At 71.3% G+C, this 26600-nt stretch carries 20 protein-coding genes; 9 read left to right on the plus strand and 11 right to left on the minus strand.

Going from position 1 to position 26600, the window contains the following annotated elements; all coding sequences use genetic code 11:
- Window positions 1–1053 carry a CBS domain-containing protein gene (locus ACIA5F_RS02405; protein WP_399348240.1) on the minus strand — a complete coding sequence of 351 codons (1053 nt, stop codon included), beginning with the start codon at window positions 1051–1053 and terminating at the stop codon, window positions 1–3.
- Between the two features lies 1 nt (window position 1054).
- The gene (locus ACIA5F_RS02410) at window positions 1055–2857 is read right to left on the minus strand and encodes a DUF262 domain-containing protein (RefSeq protein ID WP_399348242.1); all 1803 of its coding nucleotides are present in this window, start codon (window positions 2855–2857) and stop codon (window positions 1055–1057) included.
- Window positions 2858–3039: 182 nt separating this feature from the next.
- Between ACIA5F_RS02410 and brxD the strand changes: the two genes are divergently transcribed.
- Window positions 3040–4374: a BREX system ATP-binding protein BrxD gene (gene brxD, locus ACIA5F_RS02415; protein ID WP_399348244.1), complete on the plus strand. Its 1335-nt coding sequence runs from the start codon at window positions 3040–3042 to the stop codon at window positions 4372–4374.
- Window positions 4371–6503 (plus strand): DEAD/DEAH box helicase, encoded by a 2133-nt coding sequence (locus ACIA5F_RS02420; protein ID WP_399348246.1) that lies wholly within the window; start codon window positions 4371–4373, stop codon window positions 6501–6503. Before brxD ends, ACIA5F_RS02420 begins: the two co-directional genes overlap by 4 nt.
- 187 nt (window positions 6504–6690) lie before the next feature.
- On the opposite strand, the gene ACIA5F_RS02425 is transcribed toward ACIA5F_RS02420, so the two are convergent.
- Window positions 6691–7317, minus strand: a complete 627-nt coding sequence (locus tag ACIA5F_RS02425) for a hypothetical protein (protein WP_399348248.1) — start codon at window positions 7315–7317, stop codon at window positions 6691–6693.
- A 139-nt stretch (window positions 7318–7456) separates the two neighbouring features.
- Entirely contained in the window at window positions 7457–9532 is a 2076-nt protein-coding gene (locus ACIA5F_RS02430) for a DUF2075 domain-containing protein (protein ID WP_399348250.1), read from the minus strand.
- A 270-nt stretch (window positions 9533–9802) separates the two neighbouring features.
- Between ACIA5F_RS02430 and ACIA5F_RS02435 the strand changes: the two genes are divergently transcribed.
- Window positions 9803–11695 (plus strand): DNA/RNA helicase domain-containing protein, encoded by a 1893-nt coding sequence (locus tag ACIA5F_RS02435; protein WP_399348252.1) that lies wholly within the window; start codon window positions 9803–9805, stop codon window positions 11693–11695.
- Window positions 11696–11892: 197 nt separating this feature from the next.
- Entirely contained in the window at window positions 11893–12270 is a 378-nt protein-coding gene (locus ACIA5F_RS02440; protein ID WP_399348254.1) for a DUF6479 family protein, read from the plus strand.
- 65 nt (window positions 12271–12335) lie between these two features.
- On the opposite strand, the gene ACIA5F_RS02445 is transcribed toward ACIA5F_RS02440, so the two are convergent.
- Both ACIA5F_RS02445 and ligD read right to left on the minus strand, forming a co-directional pair.
- On the minus strand, window positions 12336–13238 hold the full coding sequence (locus ACIA5F_RS02445) for an ATP-dependent DNA ligase (protein ID WP_399348876.1): 903 nt from the start codon (window positions 13236–13238) through the stop codon (window positions 12336–12338).
- Window positions 13238–14182: a non-homologous end-joining DNA ligase gene (gene ligD, locus ACIA5F_RS02450; RefSeq protein ID WP_399348256.1), complete on the minus strand. Its 945-nt coding sequence runs from the start codon at window positions 14180–14182 to the stop codon at window positions 13238–13240. The genes ACIA5F_RS02445 and ligD overlap by 1 nt, the downstream gene beginning before the upstream one ends.
- A 70-nt stretch (window positions 14183–14252) precedes the next feature.
- Here ligD and ACIA5F_RS02455 point away from each other — a divergent pair, with 70 nt between their 5' ends.
- The 4 genes from ACIA5F_RS02455 (at window position 14253) to ACIA5F_RS02470 (ending at window position 18909) form a co-directional block, all read left to right on the plus strand.
- A complete protein-coding gene (locus ACIA5F_RS02455; protein WP_399348258.1) occupies window positions 14253–15425 on the plus strand; it encodes a Ku protein in 1173 nt (390 codons plus the stop codon).
- 624 nt (window positions 15426–16049) lie between these two features.
- On the plus strand, window positions 16050–16676 hold the full coding sequence (locus tag ACIA5F_RS02460) for a hypothetical protein (protein ID WP_399348260.1): 627 nt from the start codon (window positions 16050–16052) through the stop codon (window positions 16674–16676).
- A gap of 239 nt (window positions 16677–16915) precedes the next feature.
- Window positions 16916–17662, plus strand: a complete 747-nt coding sequence (locus tag ACIA5F_RS02465) for a hypothetical protein (protein ID WP_399348262.1) — start codon at window positions 16916–16918, stop codon at window positions 17660–17662.
- On the plus strand, window positions 17659–18909 hold the full coding sequence (locus tag ACIA5F_RS02470) for a histidine kinase dimerization/phospho-acceptor domain-containing protein (protein WP_399348264.1): 1251 nt from the start codon (window positions 17659–17661) through the stop codon (window positions 18907–18909). Before ACIA5F_RS02465 ends, ACIA5F_RS02470 begins: the two co-directional genes overlap by 4 nt.
- Before the next feature lie 501 nt (window positions 18910–19410).
- Here ACIA5F_RS02470 and ACIA5F_RS02475 read toward each other — a convergent pair.
- The 4 genes from ACIA5F_RS02475 to ACIA5F_RS02490 form a co-directional block, all read right to left on the minus strand.
- Window positions 19411–19677: a hypothetical protein gene (locus ACIA5F_RS02475; RefSeq protein WP_399348266.1), complete on the minus strand. Its 267-nt coding sequence runs from the start codon at window positions 19675–19677 to the stop codon at window positions 19411–19413.
- 54 nt (window positions 19678–19731) lie between these two features.
- Complete coding sequence (locus ACIA5F_RS02480; RefSeq protein ID WP_399348268.1) at window positions 19732–20661, minus strand: diiron oxygenase; 930 nt, start codon at window positions 20659–20661, stop codon at window positions 19732–19734.
- 213 nt (window positions 20662–20874) lie between these two features.
- Window positions 20875–22410 (minus strand): penicillin-binding transpeptidase domain-containing protein, encoded by a 1536-nt coding sequence (locus tag ACIA5F_RS02485; RefSeq protein ID WP_399348270.1) that lies wholly within the window; start codon window positions 22408–22410, stop codon window positions 20875–20877.
- Window positions 22407–23771: an FtsW/RodA/SpoVE family cell cycle protein gene (locus ACIA5F_RS02490; protein ID WP_399348272.1), complete on the minus strand. Its 1365-nt coding sequence runs from the start codon at window positions 23769–23771 to the stop codon at window positions 22407–22409. Before ACIA5F_RS02490 ends, ACIA5F_RS02485 begins: the two co-directional genes overlap by 4 nt.
- A 249-nt stretch (window positions 23772–24020) precedes the next feature.
- Between ACIA5F_RS02490 and ACIA5F_RS02495 the strand changes: the two genes are divergently transcribed.
- Window positions 24021–25340, plus strand: a complete 1320-nt coding sequence (locus tag ACIA5F_RS02495) for an NlpC/P60 family protein (protein ID WP_399348274.1) — start codon at window positions 24021–24023, stop codon at window positions 25338–25340.
- On the opposite strand, the gene ACIA5F_RS02500 is transcribed toward ACIA5F_RS02495, so the two are convergent.
- Window positions 25292–26527 (minus strand): styrene monooxygenase/indole monooxygenase family protein, encoded by a 1236-nt coding sequence (locus ACIA5F_RS02500; RefSeq protein WP_399348276.1) that lies wholly within the window; start codon window positions 26525–26527, stop codon window positions 25292–25294. The two genes, ACIA5F_RS02495 and ACIA5F_RS02500, sit on opposite strands and share 49 nt — an antisense overlap.
- Window positions 26528–26600 lie beyond the last annotated feature (73 nt).

The raw sequence follows: 26600 nt of genomic DNA on the forward strand, positions 1-26600 counted from the left end.
TCAGATGTCCTGCACGTAGTGGCGGAGGAGCTGGCAGAACTTCTCCAGTTCGTCGTGCAGTTCGCCGGACAGCGGCTGCGGGTCGAAGTGTGCGACCTTGTTGCGGATGATGCGTACGCGATCGAGCTTTCGTACGAACTGGACCCGGTCCTCCCAGGGCCACTGGAGTGCGAGCCAGTTCTGATCGGCTTGTGGGCGGAGCGACTCCTTCCGCTGCTGACCGTCGAGAAGGATCACGTAGTCACCGAACTGCAGGTCCGAGATCTGTCCGCTCTTGCGGTTTTTCGACTGGATGGCGAGGATGGCATCGGGGCCGATGGCTTTCCCGAGGCATTTGCGCAGGCGCATCTCAATCTCACCGATCAGGAAGAACGGCCTCGCGGTCGCCGCGAAGCGCTCGGTGATGTCCGCGGCCGTGACGATCCCGCGGATCGTTCCGTCGTTGCCACGGATCAGGGCATACCCCTGTTCACTGACCATGGGCAGCAGGGAGAAGAAGTCCTGGTTGTCCTGCGCAACAGCCCAGTGGGCAGGAGGCTCGGACGCATTGGCCACGGTCGGCGACAAACCGAACTCGTACATCCTGGCCACCGACCTCCAGGTGACCACTCCGTGCAGCATGTTCTGCCCCTCGATGATGGGCACCTGCGAGAAGTTGTTGTGCCGCATCAAGTGAGTGACGGTTTCGAGCGAAGCGCTGGGGGTCTGGGCCATCAGCCCGCCGCCGGGCGGGAGTACATCGCCGATACTCAGAGGGCGCTGTGGCAGCAGGCCCTCCACGGGGTCGTCCAGATCGGCGTCGGCGTCCGACTCGTCGCTGTCCAACGCCGCGCTCACCGGGGTGCCCAAGGACTGGACGAACACCTCGGCGTGATGGCCGCAGGTCGCGAAGTAAGGGACGGTCGAAAGGCCGGCCGCGTTCAACGCCGCCTCGACGGCCAGCACGGTGGACGGGTCACGGCGGCGGGCACCGAACAGTGCGAGGAGATCCAGGACCGGAAGCTCCTTGCCCTTGAGGTCACGGAGCTGCTGCTCGGAAGGGGTGCTGGGCATCTCAGTTCTCACCGTCCCAGCCGCCGCGGAAGACCGTCCCCTTGCCCATCGCCTGCCGGACCAGGTCCAGCAGTTGCTTCGCCCGGTTCTCGTAGAACAGGTCGAAGTCCATTTTGTGCAGGGTGGCAGGGTCGATCAGGTGGGTGGCGATGACATCGTCGAACCACTCCTCTCGGAGCCCGGACTCAAGCTGTAGCGCGGTGAGGTACGAAGCCGGCGGTCCGATCATGCTGCGGCTGGCCCGGAAGGACAACGGCGTCTTGTTGACGATGGAGTTGGTCTTCCTGCTGTGCAGGCCGGTCGCCCACGTCTTGGGGAAGATCTGTCGGACGTCGACGCTCTGGGCCACGATCTTGTCGGCGTTCAGCGGCACTTCGGTGAAACACCAGTCCACTGCCCCCTGCTTGATCAGGAGCGCGTAAATCCCCTTGTAGGCGGCGCTGTTGCGCGTGGTGAGGGTGTCGAGCCGCTCGTTAAGGAACGCAGCCTCCCTGACCGTGTCGGGAGTGACGCCCGGTTCCCGGCGGATCCACCCGACGAGCTGTTCCACGTCCCGGGTCATGCGCCGCTCGATGGACGCGCCGTACATCTCACCCAGGACACCGTTCCAGTACCACTGGGCGATCTTCTCTTCGCCGTCCGCGCTATCCGTGCTTTCGCCGACGATGGCGCGTACGGCGGCCAGCGGCACGAGCTGCGGACGGTACGGCAGGTCGCCGCCCCGCACGATGCACTGGCCCTGCAGGAACGAGCCGACCCAGGCGAAGGCCTCGGCGATGCGCGGCGCCAGCCGCCTGAAGTCGGCCAGCGGCAGTTCCAGCAGGTCGCGTCGCTTGCAGGAGAGGGAGGAGGCCAGGCCGGCCTGCTTCCGCTCCCAGGTGCGCAGCAGTGCCACCGCCTGCAGGAAGTCACTGCTGCTCAGACCATCGTCCAGGCCTGCTTCGAGGCTGCCGAGCACCGGATGGCGCGAGGCGAGGTCCGTCTTGATCCGCAGCCATTCCGCGGGCAGCTGATAATAGTCGTTGAACTCGTCCACGTGGGCCTGGTCGCCCGCGTAGGTGGCGGTGAGCAGCTCGAACACGTTCAGTGGTACACCGCCCGTGTTCACCCGCTCGAACACGGCGCAGACCGCACCCATGGTGGTCGTGGCCGGCAGGTTGATCATCGGGACGTTGAATGCCTGGACATGGTTGAGGACGAGGTCCTCGAACTGTGACCAGTGGTCCCAGTTGGAGCCGTCGAGCTGGACGTACGCCCGGTGCCACGCATTGACGCGCTTCGTGTCGAAGACCACGTTCAGGGGGAAGTACCCCGCCTGGCACTCCTTTTCCGTCGTACTCAGATCGAGTACACCGCGGCCGAGGCCGTCCGCCTTCAGGATGCGGTCCTCCGGGACGGAAACGATCGCCTCATCACGCTCCGAGGGCGCGCCGATCGCCTTCGCGATGTCGATGTAGTACCAGCGTTTCAGCGGCTTGTTGCGGTCGTCGACGGTCTCGACCGGCGCATCGCGGTAGAGCGCTTGGAAGAGCGAGGTGAGTCGCTGCTGCCCGTCCAGCAGGAGCAGGTCGGGCGGGCCCGAATCCTCGTCGGCGCCACTGAGCGGGCGAGTCCGGAATTGCGGTGCGCCTCCCGTCTGCAGCGTCATCGCGACACCCAACGGGTAGTCGAGCGTCACCGTGGCGATGAGCGCTTTGATGCGCTCATCCTCCCATTTCCACTCACGCTGAAAATCCGGAAGCTGCAGGGCTCCGGACGCAATCTTCTTCAGAAGATCCTTGAGCGTAGGACTGTCAAGCGACACGCTGCTCTTCCCCCACCTGGTGCATTAGTCGTGCAGTCCGCAATTGCACCAACATGGTCGCACCACAGTCAACCGGCATTCCGGACCCCATCAGGACAGCAACGGGTGATTCCAGCCACTCTCCCGCCACCACTGTGCGGGCTCCGTCCCCTGACCACCGTGCCCGATGAAACACTGGTCAAGTGAGCACCGACCAGCCGATCCGCCCAGCCACCGTGAGCGCCGCCCGCCGCCGGGACGTCATCGACGCACTGCGCCGCGGCGCCGTACCCGAGAGCGGGCTCGACCTGCTGGCGACCGGACTGAATCGGTTCGAGTCCGCCCTCGACGGCGAGCTGGAGGCCGTGTCCACGGGCGCCTCGGTCTTCAAGGCGGTGCGCGGCGAGTACGGGTCCGGCAAGACCTTCTTCACCCGCTGGCTGGGCGAGCGGGCCAAGCGGCGCAACTTCGCAGTCGCCGAGATCCAGGTCTCCGAGACCGAGACTCCCCTGCACAAGCTGGAAACGGTGTACCGGCGGCTGACCGAGCGACTGGCCACACCTGGTTTTCCTCCCAGCGCCCTGCGCCCCGTCGTGGACGCGTGGTTCTACGCGCTCGAGGAGGACGCACTCGCCGCAGGCGCGTCCGACGAGGAGCTCTCCGCCGCGGTGGACCGACTCACCACGGCGCGGCTCACCGAAGTGTCCCGGCACGCGCCCTCCTTTGCCGCAGCACTACGCGGCTATCGTCAGGCCCAGGACGAGGGCGACGAGGCCACCGCCGCAGCGGTGATGGCGTGGCTGGGCGGCCAGCCACACGTTGCCGCATCTGCCCGTCGGGCGGCTGGCGTACGCGGCGACCTCGACCACTTCGGCGCATTCGGCTTCCTGCAGGGGCTGCTGACCGTGCTGCGCGATTCCGGCCACGCAGGGCTGTTCCTCGTACTGGACGAAGTGGAAACGCTCCAGCGGGTCCGCTCCGATGCCCGCGACAAGGCGCTCAACGCACTGCGCCAGCTCATCGATGAAGTCCACTCGGGACGCTTCCCCGGTCTCTACCTCGTCATCACCGGTACTCCCGCCTTCTACGACGGCCAGCAGGGTGCACAACGCCTGGCTCCCCTCGCCCAGCGGCTCGCCACCGACTTCACCACCGATCCCCGGTTCGACAACCCCCGTGCCGTGCAGCTCCGGCTGCCGGGCTTCACCCTGGAATCGCTGATTTCCCTCGGGATCACCATCCGCGACCTGTACGCGGACGGCTCCGTGGCGCCCGAGCGGATCGCCTCGACCGCCGATGACGCCTACGTGGCGGACCTCGCCCGTGCGGTGGGCGGCGCGCTCGGTGGAAGGGTCGGCGTGGCTCCCCGGCTGTTCCTGAAAAAGCTCGTGGGGGACGTTCTGGACCGGATCGACCAGTTCGAGGACTTCGACCCCAGGACTCACTACGCACTGACCATGAGCCCGTCGGAGATGAGCCCTGTGGAACGCAACGCCGCGGCCGGCAGCGCCGACGAGGTAGAACTGGACCTCCTGTGACCCAGCGTCCTGACCCGCTCGACCGGCTGCACCCCGGGCTCCTTCACCACATCGTCAACACTCTCGGATGGCCGGGGCTACGACCGCTGCAGCAGGAATCGATCGAACCGCTGCTGGCAGGAACCGACGCCGTGCTCCTTGCCCCCACTGCAGGGGGCAAGACAGAGGCGGCTTCCTTCCCCCTGCTGTCGCGCATGGCCGAGGAACAGTGGACCGGAACCTCGGTGCTGTACGTCTGTCCGTTGAAGGCGCTGCTCAACAATCTGCTGCCCCGCCTGGAGACATACACCTCGTGGCTCGGGCGTACGGCCGCGCTCTGGCACGGCGACGTACCGCAGTCGCGGCGCAAACGGATTCTGCGTGAACGCCCGGATGTCCTGCTCACCACACCGGAGTCGCTGGAGGCCATGCTGGTCAGCACTCATGTGGATCACCGCGGGTTCTTCTCCGGTCTGCGCGCGATCGTGGTGGACGAGGTGCACGCCTTCGCAGGTGACGACCGTGGCTGGCATCTGATCGCGGTGCTGGAACGGCTGGAGCGGGTTGTGGGACAGCCGGTCCAGCGGGTCGGTCTGTCGGCAACCGTCGGTAACCCTGAAGAGTTGCTGAAGTGGCTCCAGGGATCGGGAGCCACTGAGCGGCCTGCCCGAGTGGTCGCTCCGCACCTGCGCGAAAAGTCGCCCGCGCTCCCGCCTCCCGGGGACGTGCAGCTCGACTACGTCGGCTCGCTGGCCAACGCCGCCACGGTGATCGCGTCACTCCATCAGGGCGAGAAACGGCTGGTCTTCTGCGAATCCCGCAAGCAGGTGGAGGAGCTCGGCGCCGGACTGCGGGCCAAAGGGGTGACCACGTTCCTCTCGCACGCCTCACTCTCGGCCGACGAGCGACGGCGTGCCGAGGAGGCGTTCACCGAAGCCCGGGACTGTGTGATCGTCTCCACCAGCACCTTGGAACTCGGTATCGACGTGGGTGATCTGGACCGGGTCGTCCAGATCGACGCACCCGGCACCGTCGCTTCCTTCCTCCAGCGGCTCGGGCGCACCGGCCGGAGACCGGGGTCGGTCCGGAACTGCCTGTTCCTCACCCTGGACGAAGGGGGCCTGCTCGCGGCCTCGGCCCTGCTCCTGCTGTGGGGCAGGGGCTGGGTGGAGCCGGTGACCGCACCGCCCGAACCCCGGCACATCGTCGCCCAGCAGATCCTCGCTCTCTGCCTGCAGGAACACCGGGTCGGTGACCAGCTGTGGCAGGAGTGGTGGGGCGGGCTCGGCCCCTTCGGACCGGCTGCCGAGCCCGTCGTACGGCATCTGGTCACGGAAGGTTATCTGGACCGCGACGGCGGCATGCTGTTCATCGGCCCCGAGGCGGAGAAGCGCTTCGGGTATCGCTCCTTCATGGACCTCACCGCCGTGTTCACCGCAGCCCCCGAGTTCACCGTCCTGGCCGGCCGGACGGAGATCGGGACGACCGACCCGGCGCTGCTGACCGAGGAGGTTCACGGCCCGCGCCGGCTGCTGCTCGCCGGCCGCAGCTGGCAGGTGACGTACATCGACTGGTCCAGGCGCCGTTGCTTCGTAGAACCAGTGGAGACCGGCGGGCGGGCCCGCTGGGGCGGCCTGGGGCCGGGCCGTGCCACGTCGTACGAGCTCACCCGCGCGGTGCGCGAAGTATTGCTCGGGGCAACTCCGCCGGTGGTCCTCACCCGGCGTGCACAGGGCGCCCTCGCCCAGGCTCGCGAGGAGAACGCCGAGCTCGTCCATGCCGGAGGTTCAGTGGTTGCACGCGGGGGGCCGGACACCAATGTGCGCTGGTGGACCTGGGCGGGCTACCGCGCCAACGCTACCCTCGCCGCCAGCCTCGGCCCGGTCGTCGATCCGCTACAACGTCCGACGGCCGCTTACCTGCGACTGCGTGAGGACATCACACCGCAGGACTGGGCGAAGGCCACAGCCGATGCATCCGAACAGTTGTGCCTGCCGGCCGTGGACGCCCGAGCGCTGGCAGGGCTCAAGTTCAGTGCGGCATTGCCGCCCCGGCTGGCGGAGGCCACGCTTGCCGCCCGGCTCGCGGATCTCGAGGGTGCCGCCGCGGCGCTCCGGACACCGGCACGGTTCGTTCTGCACTCACCGTAGGTCTTCTCCTCTGCCCCCGGAAAGGATCTTCTGGTCACCGGACAGGCCATGGGTGCCAGGCCCTGAGCCGCTGTAGAGTGGGTTTGCGGTCCTGTTACCGCAGAAGTGAGTGGCAGGTCTGCTTTTACGGAACCCCGGTCTTCGGCCGGGGTTCCGTCATGTGTGGGCCAGGATCTCCGACGCGGATCTACACACTGACGGGACCTTCCGCCTTGGGCAGATGGCGGGTGTACCAGTGCCACATGAACTCGCGGTCGGGGTTGCGAGCGATGGCATGGCAAGCCGTGTAAGCGACCAGGTCCGCCATCTGGATCCAGGTGCTCTCGTGCGCGGGGACAGCCGTGGGAGCGGCTGGAATGCATTCCGGTTCGAGATCGAAGTGACGGTCCCCGTACATGGGGTCCGTGCCGTCTCCGTCAATGATCACCCGGCCGTCGCAGCCGTGCTCGGACAGGAGCCGGTCCAGGGTGCGGAGCAGTCCGTCGAATGCGGCCTTGCGGGGGGTGGCCGACCGATACGGCTGCCGCACGTAGACACACCCGACACTCACGCCGGGCAGACCGGCAATGGTGTCCAGCGCTCGCTGCGCGGCACGGCGACGATCGCTCTTGGTCGGATTGGCTCCCCCGGGCCGCCCCCGGCCGCTGATGAACTTGTGCGCGTGCATCTCGTAGTCCACCGGAACCCCGAGATCCTCGTGGAGTTCTGCACGGAAGTCGAGCCAGCACCGCTCGGCCGCTGTCGCCCCGTCGTCGGACACACCGATCCAGGAGTACAGGGCAAAGCCCTCCTGAGGAATGCCGGAATCGTCCACGTAGAACGTGTATCCAGTGTTCGTTCCGGTCACGGCCTCTGCCCCCATCATGTTCCGCGGGAGTCCATCGGCCAGGCCTCGGCCCGCTCTTCAGGCGTGCTGGGCCATGTTATCCCCCGCAGGAAGGAACGGGACCGGCCTAGAAGAGGACCTCCTGACGCAGTCGGACCGTGCGCTTCTTGGGGCCGCGCACGACCCGCGTCCGCCGGGCCGGCGGCGGAAGGTTCTTCCATGTCGGTCGCAGGTCTTCGTGGGCCGTCTCGCCCACCTTCCGCTTCAGGTACTCCTGTGTCTGCGGGTCGGTGGAGTGGACGACCACGGCACGACTGCCCCTGGTGAGGAGGACGTGGTAGGCATTGCGGACGCACTCCTCGAACACGTCTTGATCCACGGTTGCGGAGCGGACCTCCGGGTCGAGCGATCCCGCCTTGCGCACGCGCCAGATCTTCACCTGACGCACGCTCCGCCGCTTTCCCCGCTGGAACACCCAGCCGCCGTCGCGCCAGACCATGTCGTCCCCGAGGATCACACCGCACCAGTCCCATTCCAGACCCTGCGACGAGTAGACACAGCCGATCTGGTGAACCCCTTCGGGTTTCACGCCCCAGAGCTTGGCGGGTGGCGCCCCGCCCTCACAGGAACTGTCCCCCCAGGCGTTCCATTGACGGTGCCAGTCGCCGATGCGAACATCCCTCACAAGTCGCCGGACGCGCCCCTTCGGCTTGTTCCAGGGCCAGCAGAAGCCCGCGACGATACGGGCGCTGGCCCCTGATCGGTGTTCTCCCAGGATCGTCTGTTCCATTTCCTCGGGGCTGTCGGCCACTTCGAGGTGCATCAGCCCGTCCGGCTGCCACGGTCGTCCGCTCCGGCCCTCGAATCCCAGCAGGTCATGAACCCAGCGGCGGTAGGCGTCGCTGCCACCGCAACGGAACTGGTCCTGGAGATCGAAGATCGTCGGTTCCACACCACGACGACGCGCCGCTTCGGCCACCAGTTCGACCGAGCCGACTTCATTGGGTCTGACCGACTGGCGGGCGTCGAGCAGGAAAACAGTCACCCCGGCCGCGTCCAGGAGCTCGTCGATCTGCGGCCCCTTGCCCCATCGGTCCTCCGGGAGCCGACGGTTCGTGGACCGCTCGCGCAACCGGTGCGCCTCGTCGCAGATCAGCAGGTCCAGCCTCTCGGCCGGCGGTTCGATGAAGCTACTGAAGAAGACGAACTGGTTCTGGAATGTGGTGTCCCGGTAACCCACATGGTTCCGCATGCTTGCGTCAAAAGCTCTGGAACCGCTCGCGTATCTGACGGTATGGCCCTGCGCGCCCAACTGCCGCATGATTTCGAGGCCGATGGCGCTCTTTCCGCTGCCCGCACCGCCGCGGATGATGAACACGGCGTCCTTCTGGAGCGCATCGGTCAGCAGACCGGCTCTCGGCGACCGGGCCGTGCGTTCCACTGCCATCCGGATGGCATCGGCCGCACGCTGTTGTTCGCCTCGCAGGGTGAAGACCGTGTCCTCCCCCTTGGAATGGATCATCGCGTCGAGCAGAGGCGGGTTCCGTACCCCCATGCGCTGCAGGAGCCTCTCGGCGGCGGAGTCACCTGAGCCCGTATCGAACTGGCGGAGGAGCTCGCGATGCAGGTCACCCCGGGTCTCCCGAGTGAAGCAGAGCGCGTGCGGGCCCGTGGTGGTTCCCGGGGCGAAGAGGTCCCTCACCGCGTCCTCGTCGGCGTTGTGCAGGTAGCTGAAGCCCGCGTAGTGGATCTGCAGCCCCTTCAACGGACCGTGATCACCGGTGAAGAAGTCGTACGTTCTGCCCAGCTGATCCGCAGGATGGCTCGTGAGCCCCAGACCTGGCACCTCCACCTTCCGGTCCCGCCGCGCACTCTGCGTGACCGACGACCACGCCTTGAGCTCTACCAGGGTGAAGGAGTCCCTGCCGGTGTCGGGATGCCGGCCTGCGAGCACCACATCGATCGGCGCCGGAGCCCCGTCCGGCTTGCACTCGACAAGCATGTGCACCTCTCCCCGGGCGGCGTCCACCAGCTCGGAGGCCATCTCGATGAGGCTCTCCGCCCAGGCGCGTTGCTCGCCTTCGCTCGCCTCGGAACCTGACATCTCCGCGTGGCGCGCGGCCAGATAAGGGATGAGCAGGCGTCGTCGGCGATGAAGCAGGAGCAGGTTGCTCGCCGAAAGATTCAGCAGCAGGGCAGGCATGAGGTAGATCCCCCAGGGCACGAGAAAGCTCGCGCGGGTGGGGGCATGTCCTCATGGGAAGCCCGTCGGTCCGCATCCGTCGACGATCAGTGTAGGGAGCCACCCGCCGGGCGGTGGATGTCCCCGGTCGTTTCCACCGTCCCCGGCCCCTCCGATAGCATTCGAAGCAATCATCTCAGCGGCCCGACGGGCTTCCGCTCCGCTTCTGCGGGGTCTCGAAGGACACGCCCCCACCCGCACGAGTTCCTTCGTGCTGCCTGGGGGCAATCCTTGCTGCTTCGCGAGTCCGTCACGTCAATAGCTGCACGGAATCTCGAGGGCTCGCTCGCCCTGCAGCTCACCGAGAACTTCGTGCACACCCACGGTTACCGCCCCAGCCCCGCGGAAGTACGTTCGTGGGAGCGCAGCATTCCCGCCCTGACGAATGCCCTGCTCGATGCGGGCCTCGGGCAGGTCGAGCTGCTTCTGGAGTACAGCCTGCCCCTGACCAGCAAACGTGCAGACGCTGTGCTGGCAGGTGTGCACCCGGTCACGGGAGAGCCCTCGTACGTGGTGGTCGAGCTCAAACAGTGGAGTGAGGCACATCCCGAGGACGAGGACCCGCTGCTGTGCCGGGTGGACGCGTATCCGCGGCCCGTCCTCAATCCGATCGAACAGGTCCGCGGGTACTGCGACTACCTGGCCTCTTTCAACGGAGCACTCTCACAGAACCCCGACCGGATCACCGGTGCGGTGTATCTGCACAATGCCGCCGAATTCGGTGTCGCCGGTCTCCGGACAGTCACCTCGAGTGACCGCGGAATGCTCTTCACCTCCGACAAGAGGGGATCTTTCCTGGATTTCCTCCGGTCGAAGCTCTCGCCGGCTTCAGGTGCGACCGCCGCAGACGCACTGTGCGACGGTAAGATCAGGCCCTCCACCCGGCTCATGTCGGTCGCGGCACAAGAGGTACGGGAGCGGGAGCAGTTCGTCCTCCTGGACGAACAGCGCCTCGCATATGAACTGGTGCTGTCCGCGGTACGCAAGGCTCAGATTTCCGACCACAAGCAAGTGGTCGTGGTGACGGGCGGCCCCGGATCAGGAAAGAGTGTGATTGCGCTTTCACTGCTCGGAGAGCTGTACCGGCGCGGAATCCCGACACTGCACGCGACTGGTTCTCAGTCCTTCACCAAGACGATGCGGAAAGTCGCCGGTGCGCGCAAGCGTGAGGTACAAGATCTCTTCAAGTACTTCAACAGCTTCATGACCGCTGAGCGCAACAGCCTTGACGTGCTGATCTGCGACGAGGCCCACCGCATCCGCAAGACCTCGGCCAATCGCTACACGAAGGCCGAACTCCGCAGCGGACGGGCACAGATCGAGGAGCTGATCGACGCCGCTCGTGTACCCGTCTTCCTTCTGGACCAGCACCAGGTCGTACGTCCTGGTGAGATGGGGACGGTCCAGCAGATCCAGGACGTCGCTGCAGCGAAGAAACTCGACTGCCAGGTGATCTCCCTGGAAAGCCAGTTCCGGTGCGGGGGCAGTGATGCGTACCTCCATTGGGTTGTGCGACTGCTGGGTCTGGAGGGGACGGGCCCTGTTGAATGGGAGCCGGACGGGTTGATAGTGCTGGACACGGTCGACAGTCCACAGGAACTGGAAGAATTCCTTACGGCGCGCCAGGCCGAAGGCTACGAAGCGCGCATGTCGGCCGGATACTGCTGGCGGTGGACCACCCAGCTCGACCCGAGCCGACCCGTGTTGCCGGCCGACGTGGTGATCGGCGACTGGGCCCGCCCCTGGAATGTGTACGGAGACCGGGCCGTGCTGGGGGCACCCCCTGCGGCTCTGTGGGCCACCGATCCGGCAGGATTCGGCCAGGTCGGCTGCGTCTACACCGCCCAAGGGTTCGAGTACGACTGGAGCGGCGTGATTCTCGGTCCGGACCTTGTCTGGCGTACCGACCGATGGGTCGTCGACCGCAGCGCGTCGAAGGACCCCGCATTCACCAAAGCCACGCCCGACGCCGATGTGGACCGTCTGATCCGGAACACCTACAAGGTGTTGCTGACTCGGGGAATGGTGGGCACGGTCGTCTACTCTACCGACCCCGAGACGCGGGAGAAGCTCAGGTCCCTGGTCCGCACCGCCGTTCCCGTCGCGGCGGCCGGGCAGCCCTAACCCCTCTGGCAGCCGGCGGCGGCAGGCGAGTGGAACCACCGGGAAAGCGGCCTGAGGAAGGGGCCGGGTCTTGCGCTGTTCGTCCCGGACGGACCACCGTGGCTGCTCCCCCGGAACCGGCGCGGTAGGAACCGGGCACGGTCAAGACATTCGACTCCAGAAGGGCATTTTCTGCCAAAGTGCGGGAAAATGGGTGTATGAACGCGACCCTGGGCAGCATTGCGTGGTTCCTGGTCGTCGGGCTCGCTGTGGTCGGATTCCTGCTCGGCGGCTTCTGGCTGGGCAAGCGTGTCCGGGCGCACGAGCCCGCACCCCCCACTCGCGAGAGCCAGCCGCACCTGCCGGACGGTGGTGCGGTGTACGAGGTGCGCGAGGAGCGGGAGCCGGTGGAGATTCCCGAGGGCGGGCTGAGGCCGCACGAGATGCAGGGGTACGGCAACTTCGGCTCCCGGACCTCCGCCCACCCCGAGGACGTACGGGCCGAGCGGGAGTCCGGGTACGAGCACCCCAACCCGAAGTCGAAGCAGCCCCCGACCATGCCGCCGGTGGGAGGACCTCCGCTGGGGGCGACGTGACACCCGCCTGACCTGCGGAGACCCGCTGGAGCAGTTCTCTGACCCGTGCCGGTGAGCGGCGCGGGTCAGAGGTCCGTCCGCAGGCGCAGGACCTGCGGGGGCGGGTGGCGGGCCGAGGTGTGGCGGACCTCCGCCGTGAGCGGGGGGTCGAGCGGGTGGTACGGCACCTCGCCGAGGCCGATCGCGGTCACGGTAGTAGGAGTGGGAGTGGTCACGGTTCCCGGGCCCCCGGGGGTACGGGCGGTCAGGGTCGCGCGGAGTTCCGTACGCAGGGCAGCGGGCAGGGGGCTGGAGACCAGGAGGGTGCCGTCGCCGCCCGCCAGGACGAGGACCAGGGCGAGCGGCTCGCGCGGGGTTCCGGTGTACCCGACCACCGCCGCGTCCCGGACCTGGGTGTGCCGCAGCTTGCGCCAGCCGCGCCGGCCCGCCGGGTAGCCCTGGTCCAGCCGTTTGACGACCAGGCCCTCGATGCCGCTGGCGGGCAGGGTCTCGTACCAGGTGGCGGCCAGGTCCGGGTCCGTCGTCATCGGCACCGGCTGGAGCGGCGGCCCGAGCGGGAGCAGCAGGTCGAGCAGGAGGGCGCGGCGGTGTTCGTAGGGGCGTCCGCGCAGGTCCAGTCCGGCCAGTTCCAGGACGTCGAAGGCCGCGTAGGAGGCGGGCAGGGTCCGGGCCAGTACGGCGGCCCGCGCGGCCGGGGCCGAGGCCCGGCGCTGGACCAGCGCGAAGTCGGTGCGGCCCGCGTGCCAGATCACCACCTCGCCGTCGAGGACGGTCCCGGCGGGCAGCAGCCGGGCGGCGGCGGCCAGGTCGGGGAAGGCGGCGGTCACGATCCGGCCGGAGCGCGCCTGGAGCACCACCTCCAGCTCGGTGCGGACGACGACCAGACGGTGGCCGTCGAACTTCGGCTCGTACGCCAGTCCCGGCCCGTGCGGCAGCGTACGGACGGGGGCGGCGAGCGCGACGCGGATCACGGCGCCGCCCCGGGGAGCGGACGGGCCCGGCCGGGCTGGGTCAGCGGGGCGAAGTGGTCTCCGTCGCGGGCCAGCCTCGGCGGGATGTCGTCTGCGAGGAAGACCAGGTCGGAGGGGGTCCGGCAGGCCGTGACCTCTGCCCAGGAGAGCGGCGCGGAGACGGTGGGGCGGGGCCGGGCGCGCAGGGTGTAGGGGGCGGCGGTGGTCTTGGCGGCGGCGTTCTGGCTGTGGTCGACGAAGACCTTGCCGGGCCGCAGGTCCCTGGCCATGCGGTGGACGACGAGGCCGGGGAGTGCGCGCTCGGCCTCCTGGGCGAGCCGTTTCGCGTACGCGGACACCCGCGCGGACGGGGTCGGCTCCAGCGCCACGGCCAGGTGCAGGCCCTTGGAGCCGGAGGTCTTGGCGTACGTCTCCAGGCCGTCGGCGGCCAGCCGGTCGCGGAGCCAGAGCGCGGCGGCGCAGCACTCGACGACGGTGGCGGGCGGGCCGGGGTCGAGGTCGAGGACCATGCGGTCCGCGACGCCCGGCCGGCCCGCGGGCCACTGGGGGGTGTGGAACTCGACGACGAGGTTGGCGGACCACATGAGGGTGGCCAGGTCGGCGACGACCACCTGTTCGGCGGAGAGCCCCCCGGAACCGGAGCCGGAACGGGAGCGGGAGTCCGAGCGGGAGCGGGAGTCGGAGCGGGGCACCGGTGTGGTCCGGACCCAGGCGGGGGTGGCGGGGGGCGGGTTCTTGGTGAAGAAGAGCGGGCCGTCCGGGCCGTCGGGGTAGCGCAGGAAGGACACCGGCCGGTCGTGCAGGTGCGGGAGGAGGGCGTCCGCGACGGTGGCGTAGTAGTGCAGCAGCTCGCCCTTGGTGAAGCCGGTCTCCGGGTACAGGACCTTGTCGAGATGGCTGAGCACGAGACGACGCCCCTCCACCCGTGTGATCGGCGTCATACGATGAGATTGCCACGAAACAGGAGGAACCGCGTGATTCATGACGGATCGCGTGGTTCATGGAGGAACCATGCGATCCATATGGAACGGTGCGATCTCCTTCGGCTTGGTCAGCATCCCGGTCAAGCTCGTGAACGCCACCGAGAGCCACTCGATCTCCTTCCGTCAGGTCCACCTCGCCGACGGCGGACGGGTCCGCTACCGCAAGGTGTGCGAGCTGGACGGCGAGGAGGTGCCGGCCGCCGAGATCGGCAAGGGGTACGAGGAGGCGGACGGGTCCGTCGTCCTGATCACCGACGAGGACCTGGCGCGGCTGCCGCTCGCGACGGCCAGGACCATCGAGATCATGGCGTTCGTACCGGCCGACGAGATCGATCCGCTCCAGTTGGACGCGGCGTACTACCTGGCGGCGAACGGGGCGACGGCGGCCAAGCCGTACACGCTGCTGCGGGAGGCGCTGAAGCGGAGCCGGAAGGTCGCGATCGCCAAGTTCGCGCTGCGGGGGCGGGAGCGGCTGGGCATGCTGCGGGTCGTCGACGACGTGATCGCGATGCACGGGCTGCTGTGGCCGGACGAGATCCGGACGCCGGAGGGGGTGGCGCCGGAGGTCTCCGTACCGGTACGGGAGGCCGAGCTGGACCTGGCGGACGCGCTGATGGCGACGTTGGGCGAGGTGGAGATCGGGTCGCTGCGCGACGGCTACCGGGAGGCCCTGGAGTCGATGATCGCGGCGAAGGCGGGGGGCGCCGCGGGCGGGCCGTCGGAGGAGACGGCGGAGCCTGCCGGCGGGCAGGTGATCGACCTGATGGCGGCGCTGGAGCGGAGCGTGCGCGCGGCGAAGGCTTCCCGGGGGGAGGCGGGTTCCGGGGCCGCCGCCGGTGCCGCCTCCGATGCCCGGGCCGGTTCCGGTCGTACGGGGTCGGGTGCGGTGACGCCGATCCGGCGGAAGGCGGGGACGGGCGCCAAGGCCGGGGCCGGGGTGGCGGGGGCCGCGCCGAAGGCGGTGGGCGGGAAGAAGTCGACGGTGGCGAGGAGCGGTACGGGTAGGGGTACGGGTGCCAAGGCCGGGGCCGGAGCCGGGACCGGGACCGGGGGGCGGAAGAAGGGGGCTGCGGGTGGGGCGGCCGAGGCCGCTGCGGCGGCCGGGTCGGGGGCGGCCTCGGCCGCCGCGAAGCCGGCTGCCGCCCGGAAGACGGCGTCGGCCGCGAAGAAGGCCGCGCCGCGCAAGCGGGCCTCCGCCTGAGGGGGTCTCCGCGACGGGCACGGCCGGGGCGGCGGGGGCGCGGCTGGGCCGGGCGGCGGGTGAGGCGGGGCTGCGGGTGCGCGGGGCCTGCGGGTGGGCGGGGCCTGCGGCGCTGTTCCCCACCCCGCCCCTTCCCGTTTCCCGGGGCTGCGCCCCGGACCCCGCAGACCCGGGCTGCGCCCGGCGCGGCAACACCCCGGGCGCAGGGCGCGCCGGGGCAGGGCCGGAGCCTGGACCGGGAGCCGGGCCGGAGCCGGGCCCCGGCAGGGCAGGGCAGGGGTCTTGGAGTGCAGGCGGGCCGCCGCCTGGGTGCCGAGGCCGAGGCCGAGGGGCCGGGCCGGGTCTCGGCGCCCCCGGGCGTCGTCGCCGGACGCCCCCGGGCCCGGGCCGGGCGAGCCGGGCGCCTCGCGCCGGGCCGGGGGCCGGGGCTGCGGGGCACGGGTGGGCGGTGGTGGGGCGGGAGGGGCGGTGGTGGGGCGGGAGGGGCGGTGGTGGGTGGTGGGGGTGTGTAACGACTCCGAGGGGAGTTCGCGGCCTCGCTGTTACAAGACCACGGTCCTACCGCAATGGCCGACGCCTACGGTGGTGCCGACCTGGGCCCGCCCCCGCACCGAAGGACTCCCCGTGAGCACCGTCAGCCACAGCCGTCGCACTTTTGTCCGCGCCGCCGCCGTGGCCGTGTGCGCCGGGGGGCTGCTGGCCCTGCCGGCCGGCGTGGCCCTCGCCGAGGGGGTGCCCGCCGCCTCGGCCTCGCAGCGGGTGCTGGTCAAGACGCTCTCCCTCGCGGACGGGGTCTCCACCGCGAAGGTCTACCGGATCGCCCCGGGCGTCCACCAGGCCGACATCCTGACCGCCGACGGCATCAAGGCCGCCAGCCTGACCAGCCGGGACGGCGTCACCGGCTTCGGTGGCGCGGGCGACCTGCACGCCGCGCTCCGGCCGGACGGGCGGCTCTCGTCCTGGCTGGGCGAGGCCCCGGCGCCCGGTGGCGGCCACGCCATCGACGGTGGCGGGTTCAAGACCGGCACCCGTGGCGGACCGGACCCGGCCGGGGCCCTCACCTCCGCTGACGCGGGTACGGGCGACGGGCGGGCCCTGGCCGCCGGGACCGCCGGGGCGCTGCGCCTGGACACGCTGGCGGACGGGGAGGGCGAGGGCGTGCTGCTGCTCGCCGCGGGCGGCGGCATCGCGGCGGTCGGCGCCGCCGGGCTCGGCTTCGCGATGCTGCGCCGGGGTCGTACGGACGGCTGACGCCGAGCGGGGACACGGACAGGGCCGCCCCGGCCCGGCCCGCCCCGCCCCGGCCCGCCCCGGCCCGCCCCGGCCCGGACAGGCCCGGCCCGCCCCGGCCCGGACAGGCCCGGCCGGACAGGCCGGACAGGCCGGACAGGCCTCGTCCATGGGGTGGACTTCCCGGCAAAAAGGGCGTACCTCCGCATAAGGTTGATGCGACTGAGCGTCGTACCGTGGACAGGAGGGCGGAGGAGGCCGTGAGTACCTTCCCCTTCCGCGCGGCCTTCTCCGTCCTGCTCGCCCTGGCCCTGCCGGTGGCGGTGATACCGGCGCTGGCGGGCTGTTCCGGAACGGGCGGCCTGGCCGACGCCGGGGCCACCCCGGCGGTGAACGGGCCCGTACACCTGTGGCCGGAGCGCGAGGGGGCCGTGGTGCCGCCCGCCGACCCGGGTGGGGCGCCGCCGGAGTACGTCACGGGCATCCCGCCCGTCCCGGACCGGAACGTGCACCTGGTCGACCCGGTGGCCCTCGTCCAGGCGGAGCTGCGGGCCCGGCCGGACGCCACCGTCGGCCCGGACGGGATGCCCCGGGAGACCGCCGACGCGATCGCCGCGTGCGCGCGGGGCGGCCCGGGGCGCGGGGCGTGCCCGGTGCTGGCGCCGTACTACCGGGACCTCACGGGCAACGGCGAGGACGAGCTGGTCGTCGGCATCGCCTTCCCGGACACGACGATGTCCGTACGGGTCTACACGGCGGACGCGCGCGGCCGGCTCAACCGGATCATGGCGACCACCGAGGCCGTCATCTCGGTGGAACTCGCCGGGCAGGACGTGGTCCTGCGAGTACCGAGCGGGAACAACGGCTACGAGCTGATCACCGCCTGGTCCTGGGACGAGACGCAGCGGGCCATGCTGCCGACGCGCGAGCAGATCGTACGGGTGCCCGCGCCGCCGGCGTCGGGGCCGGGCGCGGGGGCGGCGGCGGGCGCGGGGAGCCGGGCGTGAGGCGGCGGCTGCCGGCCTGGACCGCCACGCTGACCTGGAAGTCGATGTGCTTCATCGTCGGGATGTGCTGTTCGCTGGCGGTGGTGCTGGGAGTCCTCGTGCACGTCGAGGTGGCCCGGCAGACCGTGGCCACGGCGCGGGAGAAGGCGCTGGCCCGGCTCTCCGACGCCGCGCGCCTGTACCAGTCGGGCGAGGCCCTGCCGCCGGACACGGGCCTGGACCCCGCCGGGCTCCCGGCGGGGCTGCGGGCGCTCGCCGCCGGCGGGCACCGGGGGACGGTCGTCGCCGAACACCAGGGCCGTCCGACGATGTGGGCGGCGGCTCCGGCGGACGGGCGGGCGCTGGCGACGGCCGTCGACTACAGCCAGAGCGCGCGGACGATCAGCGGGCTGGACAACGCGATCATCGGCTCCTCGGTACTGGCCATCGGCGGGACGCTGCTGGTGGGCGCGTTCGCCGTGACCCGGGTGACGCGGCGGCTGCACCAGACGGCGACGGTGGCGCGGCGGATCACCCAGGGGGACCTCGACGCGCGGGTGGGTGATCCCCGTACGAAGGACCCCTCGCTGCACCAGGACGAGGTGGCGACGGTCGCCGGGGCGCTGGACACGATGGCGGGCAGCCTCCAGGCGAAGCTGCTGAGCGAGCGGCGGTTCACGGCGGACGTGGCGCACGAGCTGCGCACGCCGCTGACGGGGTTGCACGCGGCGTCCGAGCTGCTGCCGGAGGGGCGGCCGACAGAGCTGGTGCGGGAGCGGGTACGGACCATGCGGCAGCTGACGGAGGACCTGCTGGAGATCTCCCGGCTGGACTCCGGGAGCGAGCGGGTGGAGACGGACCTGCACCAGCTGGGGCGGCTGGTGCGGCGGGTGGTGCGGGCGGCGGGGGCGGAGGCCGAGGCCGGGACGGAGGTGGTGATCGTCCGGGACGCGCACGTGGAGACGGACCGGCGGCGGCTGGAACGGGTGCTGGGGAACCTGGTCACCAACGCGCACAAGCACGGGCGGGGGCCGGTGGTGCTGACCGTGGACGGGCCGGTGGTGACGGTGCGGGACCACGGGGACGGGTTCCCCGATTACCTGGTGGCGCACGGGCCGCAGCGGTTCCGGACGGAGCCGGGGGGCGGGGTGAAGGGGCACGGGCTCGGGCTGACCATCGCGGTCGGGCAGGCCGGGGCGATCGGGGCGGAGCTGGTGTTCCGGCAGGCGGCGGGGGGCGGGGCGGAGGCGGTACTGACCCTGCCGTAGCCCTGGCCGGGCGGGGCGGGTCCGGGCCTTGGCCTTGCCTTGGCGGGGTGGTGCGGCCTTGGCCCTGGCCGGGCGGGGCGGGGGCTTCGGGGTGGGGCTTCGGGTGGGGGCCGGTGCCGGGGCGGGGGGGGGGGGGGGGGGGCGGGGTGTGGGGGGGGGGGGGGGGGTGGGCGGGGGGGGGGGGGGGGGGGGGGGGGGGGGGGGGGTGGGGGGGGGGGGCCGGGGGCGGGGGCGGGGTGCGTGCCGGGACTCATGATTTATGGCGCCCTGCGCCGGGTGGGAGGCGCGGGCGGGGTACGCGCCAACACATCACGTTTTACGTCCCGGCACGCACCCCGCCCCGTCCCCGTCCTGGGGCGTGCCTGGCCTGTGGCCTGGGCCAGCGTCCCGGTTGTCCGTTCCCCGTCCGTCCGGTCCCGACCGATGGCCCCCGCCTGCGGGGCGTTTGCCGTCTCGGTTCCGTCCGGCGTTCCCCGTCCGCGAGAGGGTGCGGGGGTGGGGTCAGGGGCGAGGGGGTTTGGTCCAGGGCCAGCGGGGGCGGGGTTTGTGGCCGGAGGGGGTGTAGGCGTACTTCCAGCCCTTCTGGAGGCCGAGGCGCTTGGAGTAGCCCGACGGGACGCGTTCGTAGAGCAGGACCGTCGGGGCGCCGTCGGGGGACGGGACCGGGATCTCGTACCACTTCGGGGGGTGGCCGGTCGGGCCGAGGAGGACCGGGAGGACGCGGCCGTCCATCGGGCCGCCCTCGAAGGGGGTGGGTTGGCTTCTCACCCCACCAGTGTCACAGCAGGGGGAGGTCCCGGGGACCGCGCGGCCCCCGGGGGGTCAGGGCAGGAGGCCCGAGCTCTGCCACAGCTTGCGGCCGGCGCCGCGCAGGACGCCGATGTCGTCGAGGAAGTCGGTGAGGCGGCGGGCGCCGGTCTGCATGACCTCGCGGCGGTGGCCGCTGGCCCGGACCTGGGCGACCGCCTCGCGGGGGTCGAGGCCGATGTTCTCGTACACGTGCGGGTTCACGAAGGCGACCGAGAAGACGCGGGCCGCCTCGCCGCAGCTGATCCGGGTGAGTTCCCGCTCCCAGCGCGGGGCGGTGGCCATCTGGCGGCGCAGTTCCTCGCGGGCGTACCGGACGTGCCGGGCCTCTTCGATGACGTGAATCCGGGTGACGCCCCGGACCAGCGGCTGGACGCGCTCGTCCGGGAAGGTCAGGCGCTGCATCCAGTCGAGGATCTCCTCGCCGAGGAGGGTGCAGGCGAAGGAGCCGGGGGTGGTGGAGACGGTCTTGAGGACGCGGGCGAGGTGGTGGTTGCGGCGGGAGACGGGGTAGGCGGGGGTGCCGCCCTTGCGGATCATGCGGGCGAACATCATCGAGTGGCGGCACTCGTCGGCTATCTCGGTGAGGGCGTAGCGGACGTGGCTGTCGGTCACGGGCTTGTCGTAGATGTGCCGGACCAGCAGTTGCATGAGGATGATCTCGAACCAGATGCCGAGGGAACCGAGGGACGCCGCCTCGTGGCGGGAGAGGTCGATGCGCTGCTCCTCCCCCATCGTCCGCCAGAGCGGGGTGCCGTAGAGGGAGACCAGTTCGGGCGGCCAGAAGTATTTGCCGTCGACGGGCGGGGCGTCCCAGTCGAGTTCCCGGTCGGGGTCGAAGGAGTGTCTGGCGGAGGATTCGAGCAGCCGCTCGGCTGTCCGTTCGCGGTCCTTGAGCGGGCCGAGGGCGTCCTTGAGTACGGCTCGGCCGCTTGCCGTCGTCATGGCTTCGGGGCCCTCCTCGTCATGGAGTCAGCAGTAGGGGGTCACTGCGATGGCCAGCGCAGCGGATGACCGCAGTGAGTAACCGCAGTGGATGGCCGCAGTGGGTTACCGCACTGCGTTACGCAGTGGGTTACGCAGTGGGTTACCGGCGGTTACTGCCTATGAGACTGCCTGTCAGCAGTGCAGTCAATCCCCCCGCGTACGCGGTGTTCCCTACGGGGCCGGCCGGGTTCCCGGGGTTGCCCGTGGTTTCAGGGGTTTCAGGGGGCCGCCCGGGGCGGCGGCGGGTGGGGTGGTGGGCAGGGCCGCCTCCATCACCGCGCGGGCGATCGGCGCCGCCGCGCCGTTGCCGCTGATGTCGCCCCGGACCGCCGAGGCGTCCTCGACCACCACCGCGACCGCGACCGTGGGCTCCGGCGCGCCCCGCGCCCTGGCCCAGGCGATGAACCAGGCGTACGGGGTGCCCGCGTTGCCCACGCCGTGCTGGGCGGTGCCCGTCTTGCCGCCGACCACCGCGCCGGGGATCGCCGCGTTCTGTCCCGTCCCGTCCTCCACCACCTTCACCATCAGTTCCTGGAGCCGCAGCGCGGTGGACGGGCTCATGGCGCGGCCCAGCCGGTGCGGGGTGGCGCGGCGGACCTGGTCGCCGTCGCCCTGGGTCGTGCGGTCGACCAGGTAGGGGGACTTGAGGTCGCCGCCGTTGGCGACCGCCGCCGCCACCATCGCCATCTGCAACGGCGTGGCCGTGGTGTTGAACTGGCCGATCGCGGAGAGGGCCAGCTGGTCCTGGCTCATGTCGGTGTCGAAGTTCGACCGCGAGACCCAGGAGGGCACGCGCAGCCCCTCGTCGTCGAAGCCGAACCGGCGGGCCGCCTCCACCATCGCGCGGAGCCCGACCTGTACGCCGATCTTCGCCATCACCGTGTTGCACGACCACTGCACCGCCTCCGCCATCGAGGCGTCCTCGCAGCCCGTGGCCGCGTTGGGCAGCAGGGTGCTGGTGCCGGGCAGCGGGTACGGGTCGGGGGTGCGGGTCGGCGCGTCCACGTCGGTGACGGTGCCCGCGTCCAGGGCCGCCGCCGCCGTCACGATCTTGAAGGTGGAGCCGGGCGGGTACGTCTCGCGCAGCGCCCGGTTGAGCATCGGCCGGGCGGGGTCGGCGTTCAGCCGCGTCCAGGCGGCCTTGACGCCCGCGCCCGTGCCCGAGAGCGCCGCCGGGTCGTAGGAGGGGCTGCTGACCAGGGCGAGGATCTTCCCGGTGGCGGGTTCGACGGCGGCCACCGCGCCGCGTTTGCCCGCGAGCCCGGCGTACGCGGCCCGCTGGAGGGCGGCGCGGACGGTGGTGACGGCGTTCCCGCCGTCCGGCCGGCCGCGGGCGAGGTCGTACCAGAGCGGGAAGGCCGTCAGCCCCGGGTCCGTCCCCGCCAGGACGGCGTCCTCGGCGCGCTCGACGAAGCTGGTCCCGTACGTCTGCGAGGAGAAGCCGGTGACGGGTGCGTAGAGCGGGCCGTCCCGGTAGGTCCGCTCGTAGCGCAGCGGTTCGCCGCTGTCGCGGGAGCCGGTGACGGGGCGGCCGTCGACCAGGATGTCGCCGCGCGGCTGCGCGTACCGCTCGATGGCGGGGCGCTTGTTGGCCGGGTCGGCGCCGTAGGCCGCGGACTCCCAGACCTGCACCCGGGCCAGGTTGACCAGCAGGGCGGCGAGGAGCAGCGCGCAGAAGTACGCGCACCAGCGGATGTGGCGGATCACTCGGCGGCCTCCGGGGGCCCTGGGCGGCGGGCGTGGTCGCTGAGCCGGACCAGCAGGGCGACGATGATCCAGTTGGTGACGACGGAGGAACCGCCCTGGGCGAGGAAGGGCATAGCCATCCCGGTGAGCGGGATCAGCCCGGTGACCCCGCCGGTGATGACGAAGACCTGGAGCGCGACGATCGAGGCGAGCCCGGTGGCGAGCAGCCGCCCGAAGGGGTCGCGCAGCGCGAGCGCGGTGTGGAAACCGCGGGCGACGAGGAGCCCGTACAGGAGCAGGATCGCGGTGAGGCCGACGAGGCCGAGCTCCTCGCCCGCGGTGGCGAGGATGAAGTCGGACTTGGCGGCGAAGCCGATGAGGAAGGACTGGCCGTGGCCGAGCCCGGCGCCGAGGAGGCCGCCGGCGCCGAAGGAGAAGAGGGACTGGGCGAGCTGGCCGGGGCCCTCGCCGCGTTCGATGGAGGCGAAAGGATTCATCCAGTCGTCGACGCGGCTGTTCACGTGCGGTTCGAAGGTGCCCACGGCGTACGCGCCCACCCCGGCCAGGACCAGGCCGATCGCGATCCAGCCGATCCGGCCGGTGGCGGTGAAGAGCATGATGACGAAGAGGCCGAAGAAGAGGAGCGAGGTGCCGAGGTCCCGTTCGAGGACGAGCACACCGACGCTGAGCAGCCAGATCGTGAGGATCGGCCCGAGGACCCGGCCGGGCAGCAGGCGCAGCTTCCAGAAGAGCGTGCGGCCGGTGAGGGCGAGGGCGGTGCGGTTCGCGGCGAGGTAGGCGGCGAAGAAGACGGCGAGCAGGATCTTGGCGAACTCCCCCGGCTGGAAGGAGAGTCCGGCGAACCTGATCCAGATGTGCGCGCCGTTGACCGCCGGGAAGAAGACCGGGACGAGCATCAGCGCGAGGGCGGTGGTGACGCACAGGTACGCGTAGCGCTGGAGCACCCGGTGGTCGCGCAGCAGCGCGAGGACGAGGATGAAGAGCACGACCCCGAGGGCGGACCAGCGGAGCTGGTCCCCGGCGGTGGGACGGCCGGGGGTGGTCAGGTCGAGCCGCTGGACGAGGACGAGGCCGAGCCCGTTGAGCAGGACGGCGATGGGGAGCAGGAGCGGATCGGCGTACGGGGCCCTGAGCCGGACGGCGAGGTGTGCGAGGAGCGCGGCGGCGGCGAGACCGCCCGCGTAGCGGGTGGCGTCGCCGGGGAGGTGACCGGCGGTCGCGAGGGCGGCGTAGAGGTGGCCGAGGACCGAGATCAGGACGGCCCCGGTGAGCAGGGCCAGTTCGACGCCCCGGCGGTGGGGGACGCGGCCGTCGGGGGGTGGGGGCGCGGGCTCCGCCACCTTCGCCGTCAGAGCGGTCATACGGGAAACGTAGCAAGCGGTCGGCTGCTATGTCCGTTTATGTCGTGGGTCGCTGAAGAGTCGTCGGGAACGACGGGAGTCCTGCGGGCCTGCTCGAACGGACCTGCGGGCGAGGGGCGGGCGAGGGAGGGGAGAGGGGGCCGGACGGGTGGGGGTGGGGGGACCGGGCGGCCCGGGTGGGCGATTTGTCATACCGGGCGTGGCAGCATCGGCCGTCTCGGAGGTGATCGCATGTCCGGAGCTGATCGCATGTCACGTCGGCTGCTTCGCGCCGCCTGTACCGCGGCGGTGCTCGTTCCCGCGCTCGTCACGGCCGGGCCGCTCCCCGGCGCGCGCGCCCAGCCCCTGCCCGGAACACCCGGCGCACCCGCGGCACCCGCGGCACCGGCGGTTCCGGCGGTTCCGGCGGTTCCGGCGGCCCCCCTGCCGGCGCCCGCCGCCGGGGAGAACGTCGGGACCCTGCTGGCCCGGTTGCAGGGGCTCTACCGGAAGGCCGAGGAGGCGACCGAGTCGTACAACGCGGCCGATGTCGCGCTCAGGGCCCGGCGGGCCGAGGAGACGCGGCTGCGGGCCGAGCTCGGGCGGGCCCGCACCGCCCTCGGCTCCGAGCGGACCGCCGTCGGGCGGATGGCCCGGGAGCAGTACCAGGGCGCCCGGGGGTTCTCCCCGTACGCCCGGATGCTGCTGACCGGGGACGCCGGGGCCGCCCAGGAGCAGCGTCGGCTCGCCGCCCGCGAGGGCGCCCGGCGGGCCGGGGTGCTGGCCCGGCTGGCCCGGGGCGAGCAGCAGGCCGGGCGGCTCGCCACCGCCGCCCGCACGGCCCTGGACACCGGGCAGGCACTGGCCCGGGAGGTGAACCGGCGCAAGGAGGAGGTGGCGGTCCAGCTCCGGGAGGTGGAGCGGACGCTCTCCTCGCTGAGCGCCGAGCAGCTCACCCGGCTCGGCGCCCGTGAGGCCGGGGAGAGCGCCGCCGCGCAGCGGGAGCTGGTGGACTCGGGCCGGCTGGGCAGCCCCGGCGCCGCCGCCGTCCGTACGCCCACGGCCGCGGGCGGCGCGGCCCTGACGTACGCCACGGCCCAGCTCGGGAAGCCGTACGTCTGGGGCGCCGAGGGGCCGGGGGCCTTCGACTGCTCCGGGCTGACCTCGCAGGCGTGGGCGCACGCCGGGCGGTCCATCCCGCGGACCAGCCAGGAGCAGTGGGCCCGGCTGCCGAAGGTGGCGCTGGACGAGTTGCGCCCCGGGGACCTGGTGGTCTACTTCCCGCAGGCCACGCACGTGGCCCTCTACGTGGGGGACGGCAAGGTGATCCAGGCGCCCCGGCCGGGGGCCCGGGTCAAGGTCTCGCCGATCGCCGCGAACCCGCTCCTCGGAGCGGTGCGGCCGGACCCCGACGGCGCCCCGCTCGCCGGTTTCACCCCGCCGCCGCTGCCCGGGGAGGCCACGGCGGGGGACGACACGGGCTACTCGGCGCAGGCCGCCCCCGCCGGGGAGGAGGACGCGGAGGACCCCACGGAGACCGCTCAGGCGGTGACCGCCGCCAGGTACTCCGCCGCGTCCTTCGGGTCGTAGAAGTAGCCCTCGAAGTCGGCGGGGTCGTCGAAGCCGTTGGCGAAGCGGTCCGCCACCGGCTGGAGCTGTCCGGCCGCGCCGAGCAGTTCCCGTACGTGGGCGGGCGGGGCGCCCAGCATGGTGTTGGTCCAGCGGGTCACCGGCTTGCCGGTGGCGGACCAGAACCGGTCGAAGGCGGCCCGCATCCACGCCTCGTCGAACGGCTCGTCGCCGCGCTCCATGATCGAGGCGAGGTAGGAGGCGGCGCACTTGGCGGCGGAGTTGGAGCCCTGGCCCGTGACCGGGTCGTTGGCGACGACCACGTCCGCGACGCCGAGGACCAGTCCCCCGCCGGGCAGCCGGCCGACCGGGTTGCGGACCACCGGCGCGTACCGTCCGGCCAGGGTGGCGCCCGCGTCCGTCAGCTCGGCGCCCTCGGCGCGCGCGTACTCCCAGGGCGTGAACGTCTTCATCAGCCCCAGCGTGAGTTCCAGGTGCTCGGCCGGGTCCTTGACGCCGGTGAAGACGTCCGCCGGGCCGCCCGGGAGCCCCTCCCAGAAGAGGATGTCCGCGCGGCCGGAGAGGGTCAGCGTGGGCATGATGAAGAGTTCGCCGACCCCGGGGACCAGGTTGCAGCGGACCGCTTCCGTCTCCGGGTGCTCGGGGCGCGGCGCGAGCCCGTGCACGTAGCTGACGGCGAGGGCGCGCTGCGGGGTCGCGTACGGGGAGAGCTCCGCCTCCCGGCCGAACATCGCCACCAGCTCGCCCTTGCCGGCCGCCACCAGCACCAGGTCGTAGGTGCGGGAGAAGAAGTCCAGGTCGGAGACGGAAGCTCCGTGGACGATCAGCTGGCCGCCGCGCTGGTCGAAGGTGTCCAGCCAGCCGGCCATCTTCACGCGCTGGTCGACGGACTGGGCGAAGCCCCTGAGCCTGCCGAGCCAGTTGACGGGCCGGGAGCCGTCCGGGCCCGCGACCGAGACGCCCAGGCCCTGGATCTTCGGGGCCTGGTGCTCCCAGAAGTTCAGCCTCAGCTCCCGTTCGTGGCGCAGGGCGGTGTCGAACATGCACTGCGTGGACATGACCCGGCCGGTGCGGATCTCGTCCGGCGTCCGGTTGGACATGAGGGTGACCTCGTACCCCTTCGCCTGGAGTCCGAGGGCGAGCTGAAGACCGGACTGGCCGGCCCCCACGACGAGTATCTTGCGCATCTCACGTTCTCTGTTCGGGTCGGTCAGGTCGGTCGGGTCGGGTCGGTCAGGGATGCCGGGCCGGTCAGGGCTC

It is taken from the genome of Streptomyces sp. NPDC051567 (assembly GCF_044454165.1).
Classification (GTDB): domain Bacteria; phylum Actinomycetota; class Actinomycetes; order Streptomycetales; family Streptomycetaceae; genus Streptomyces.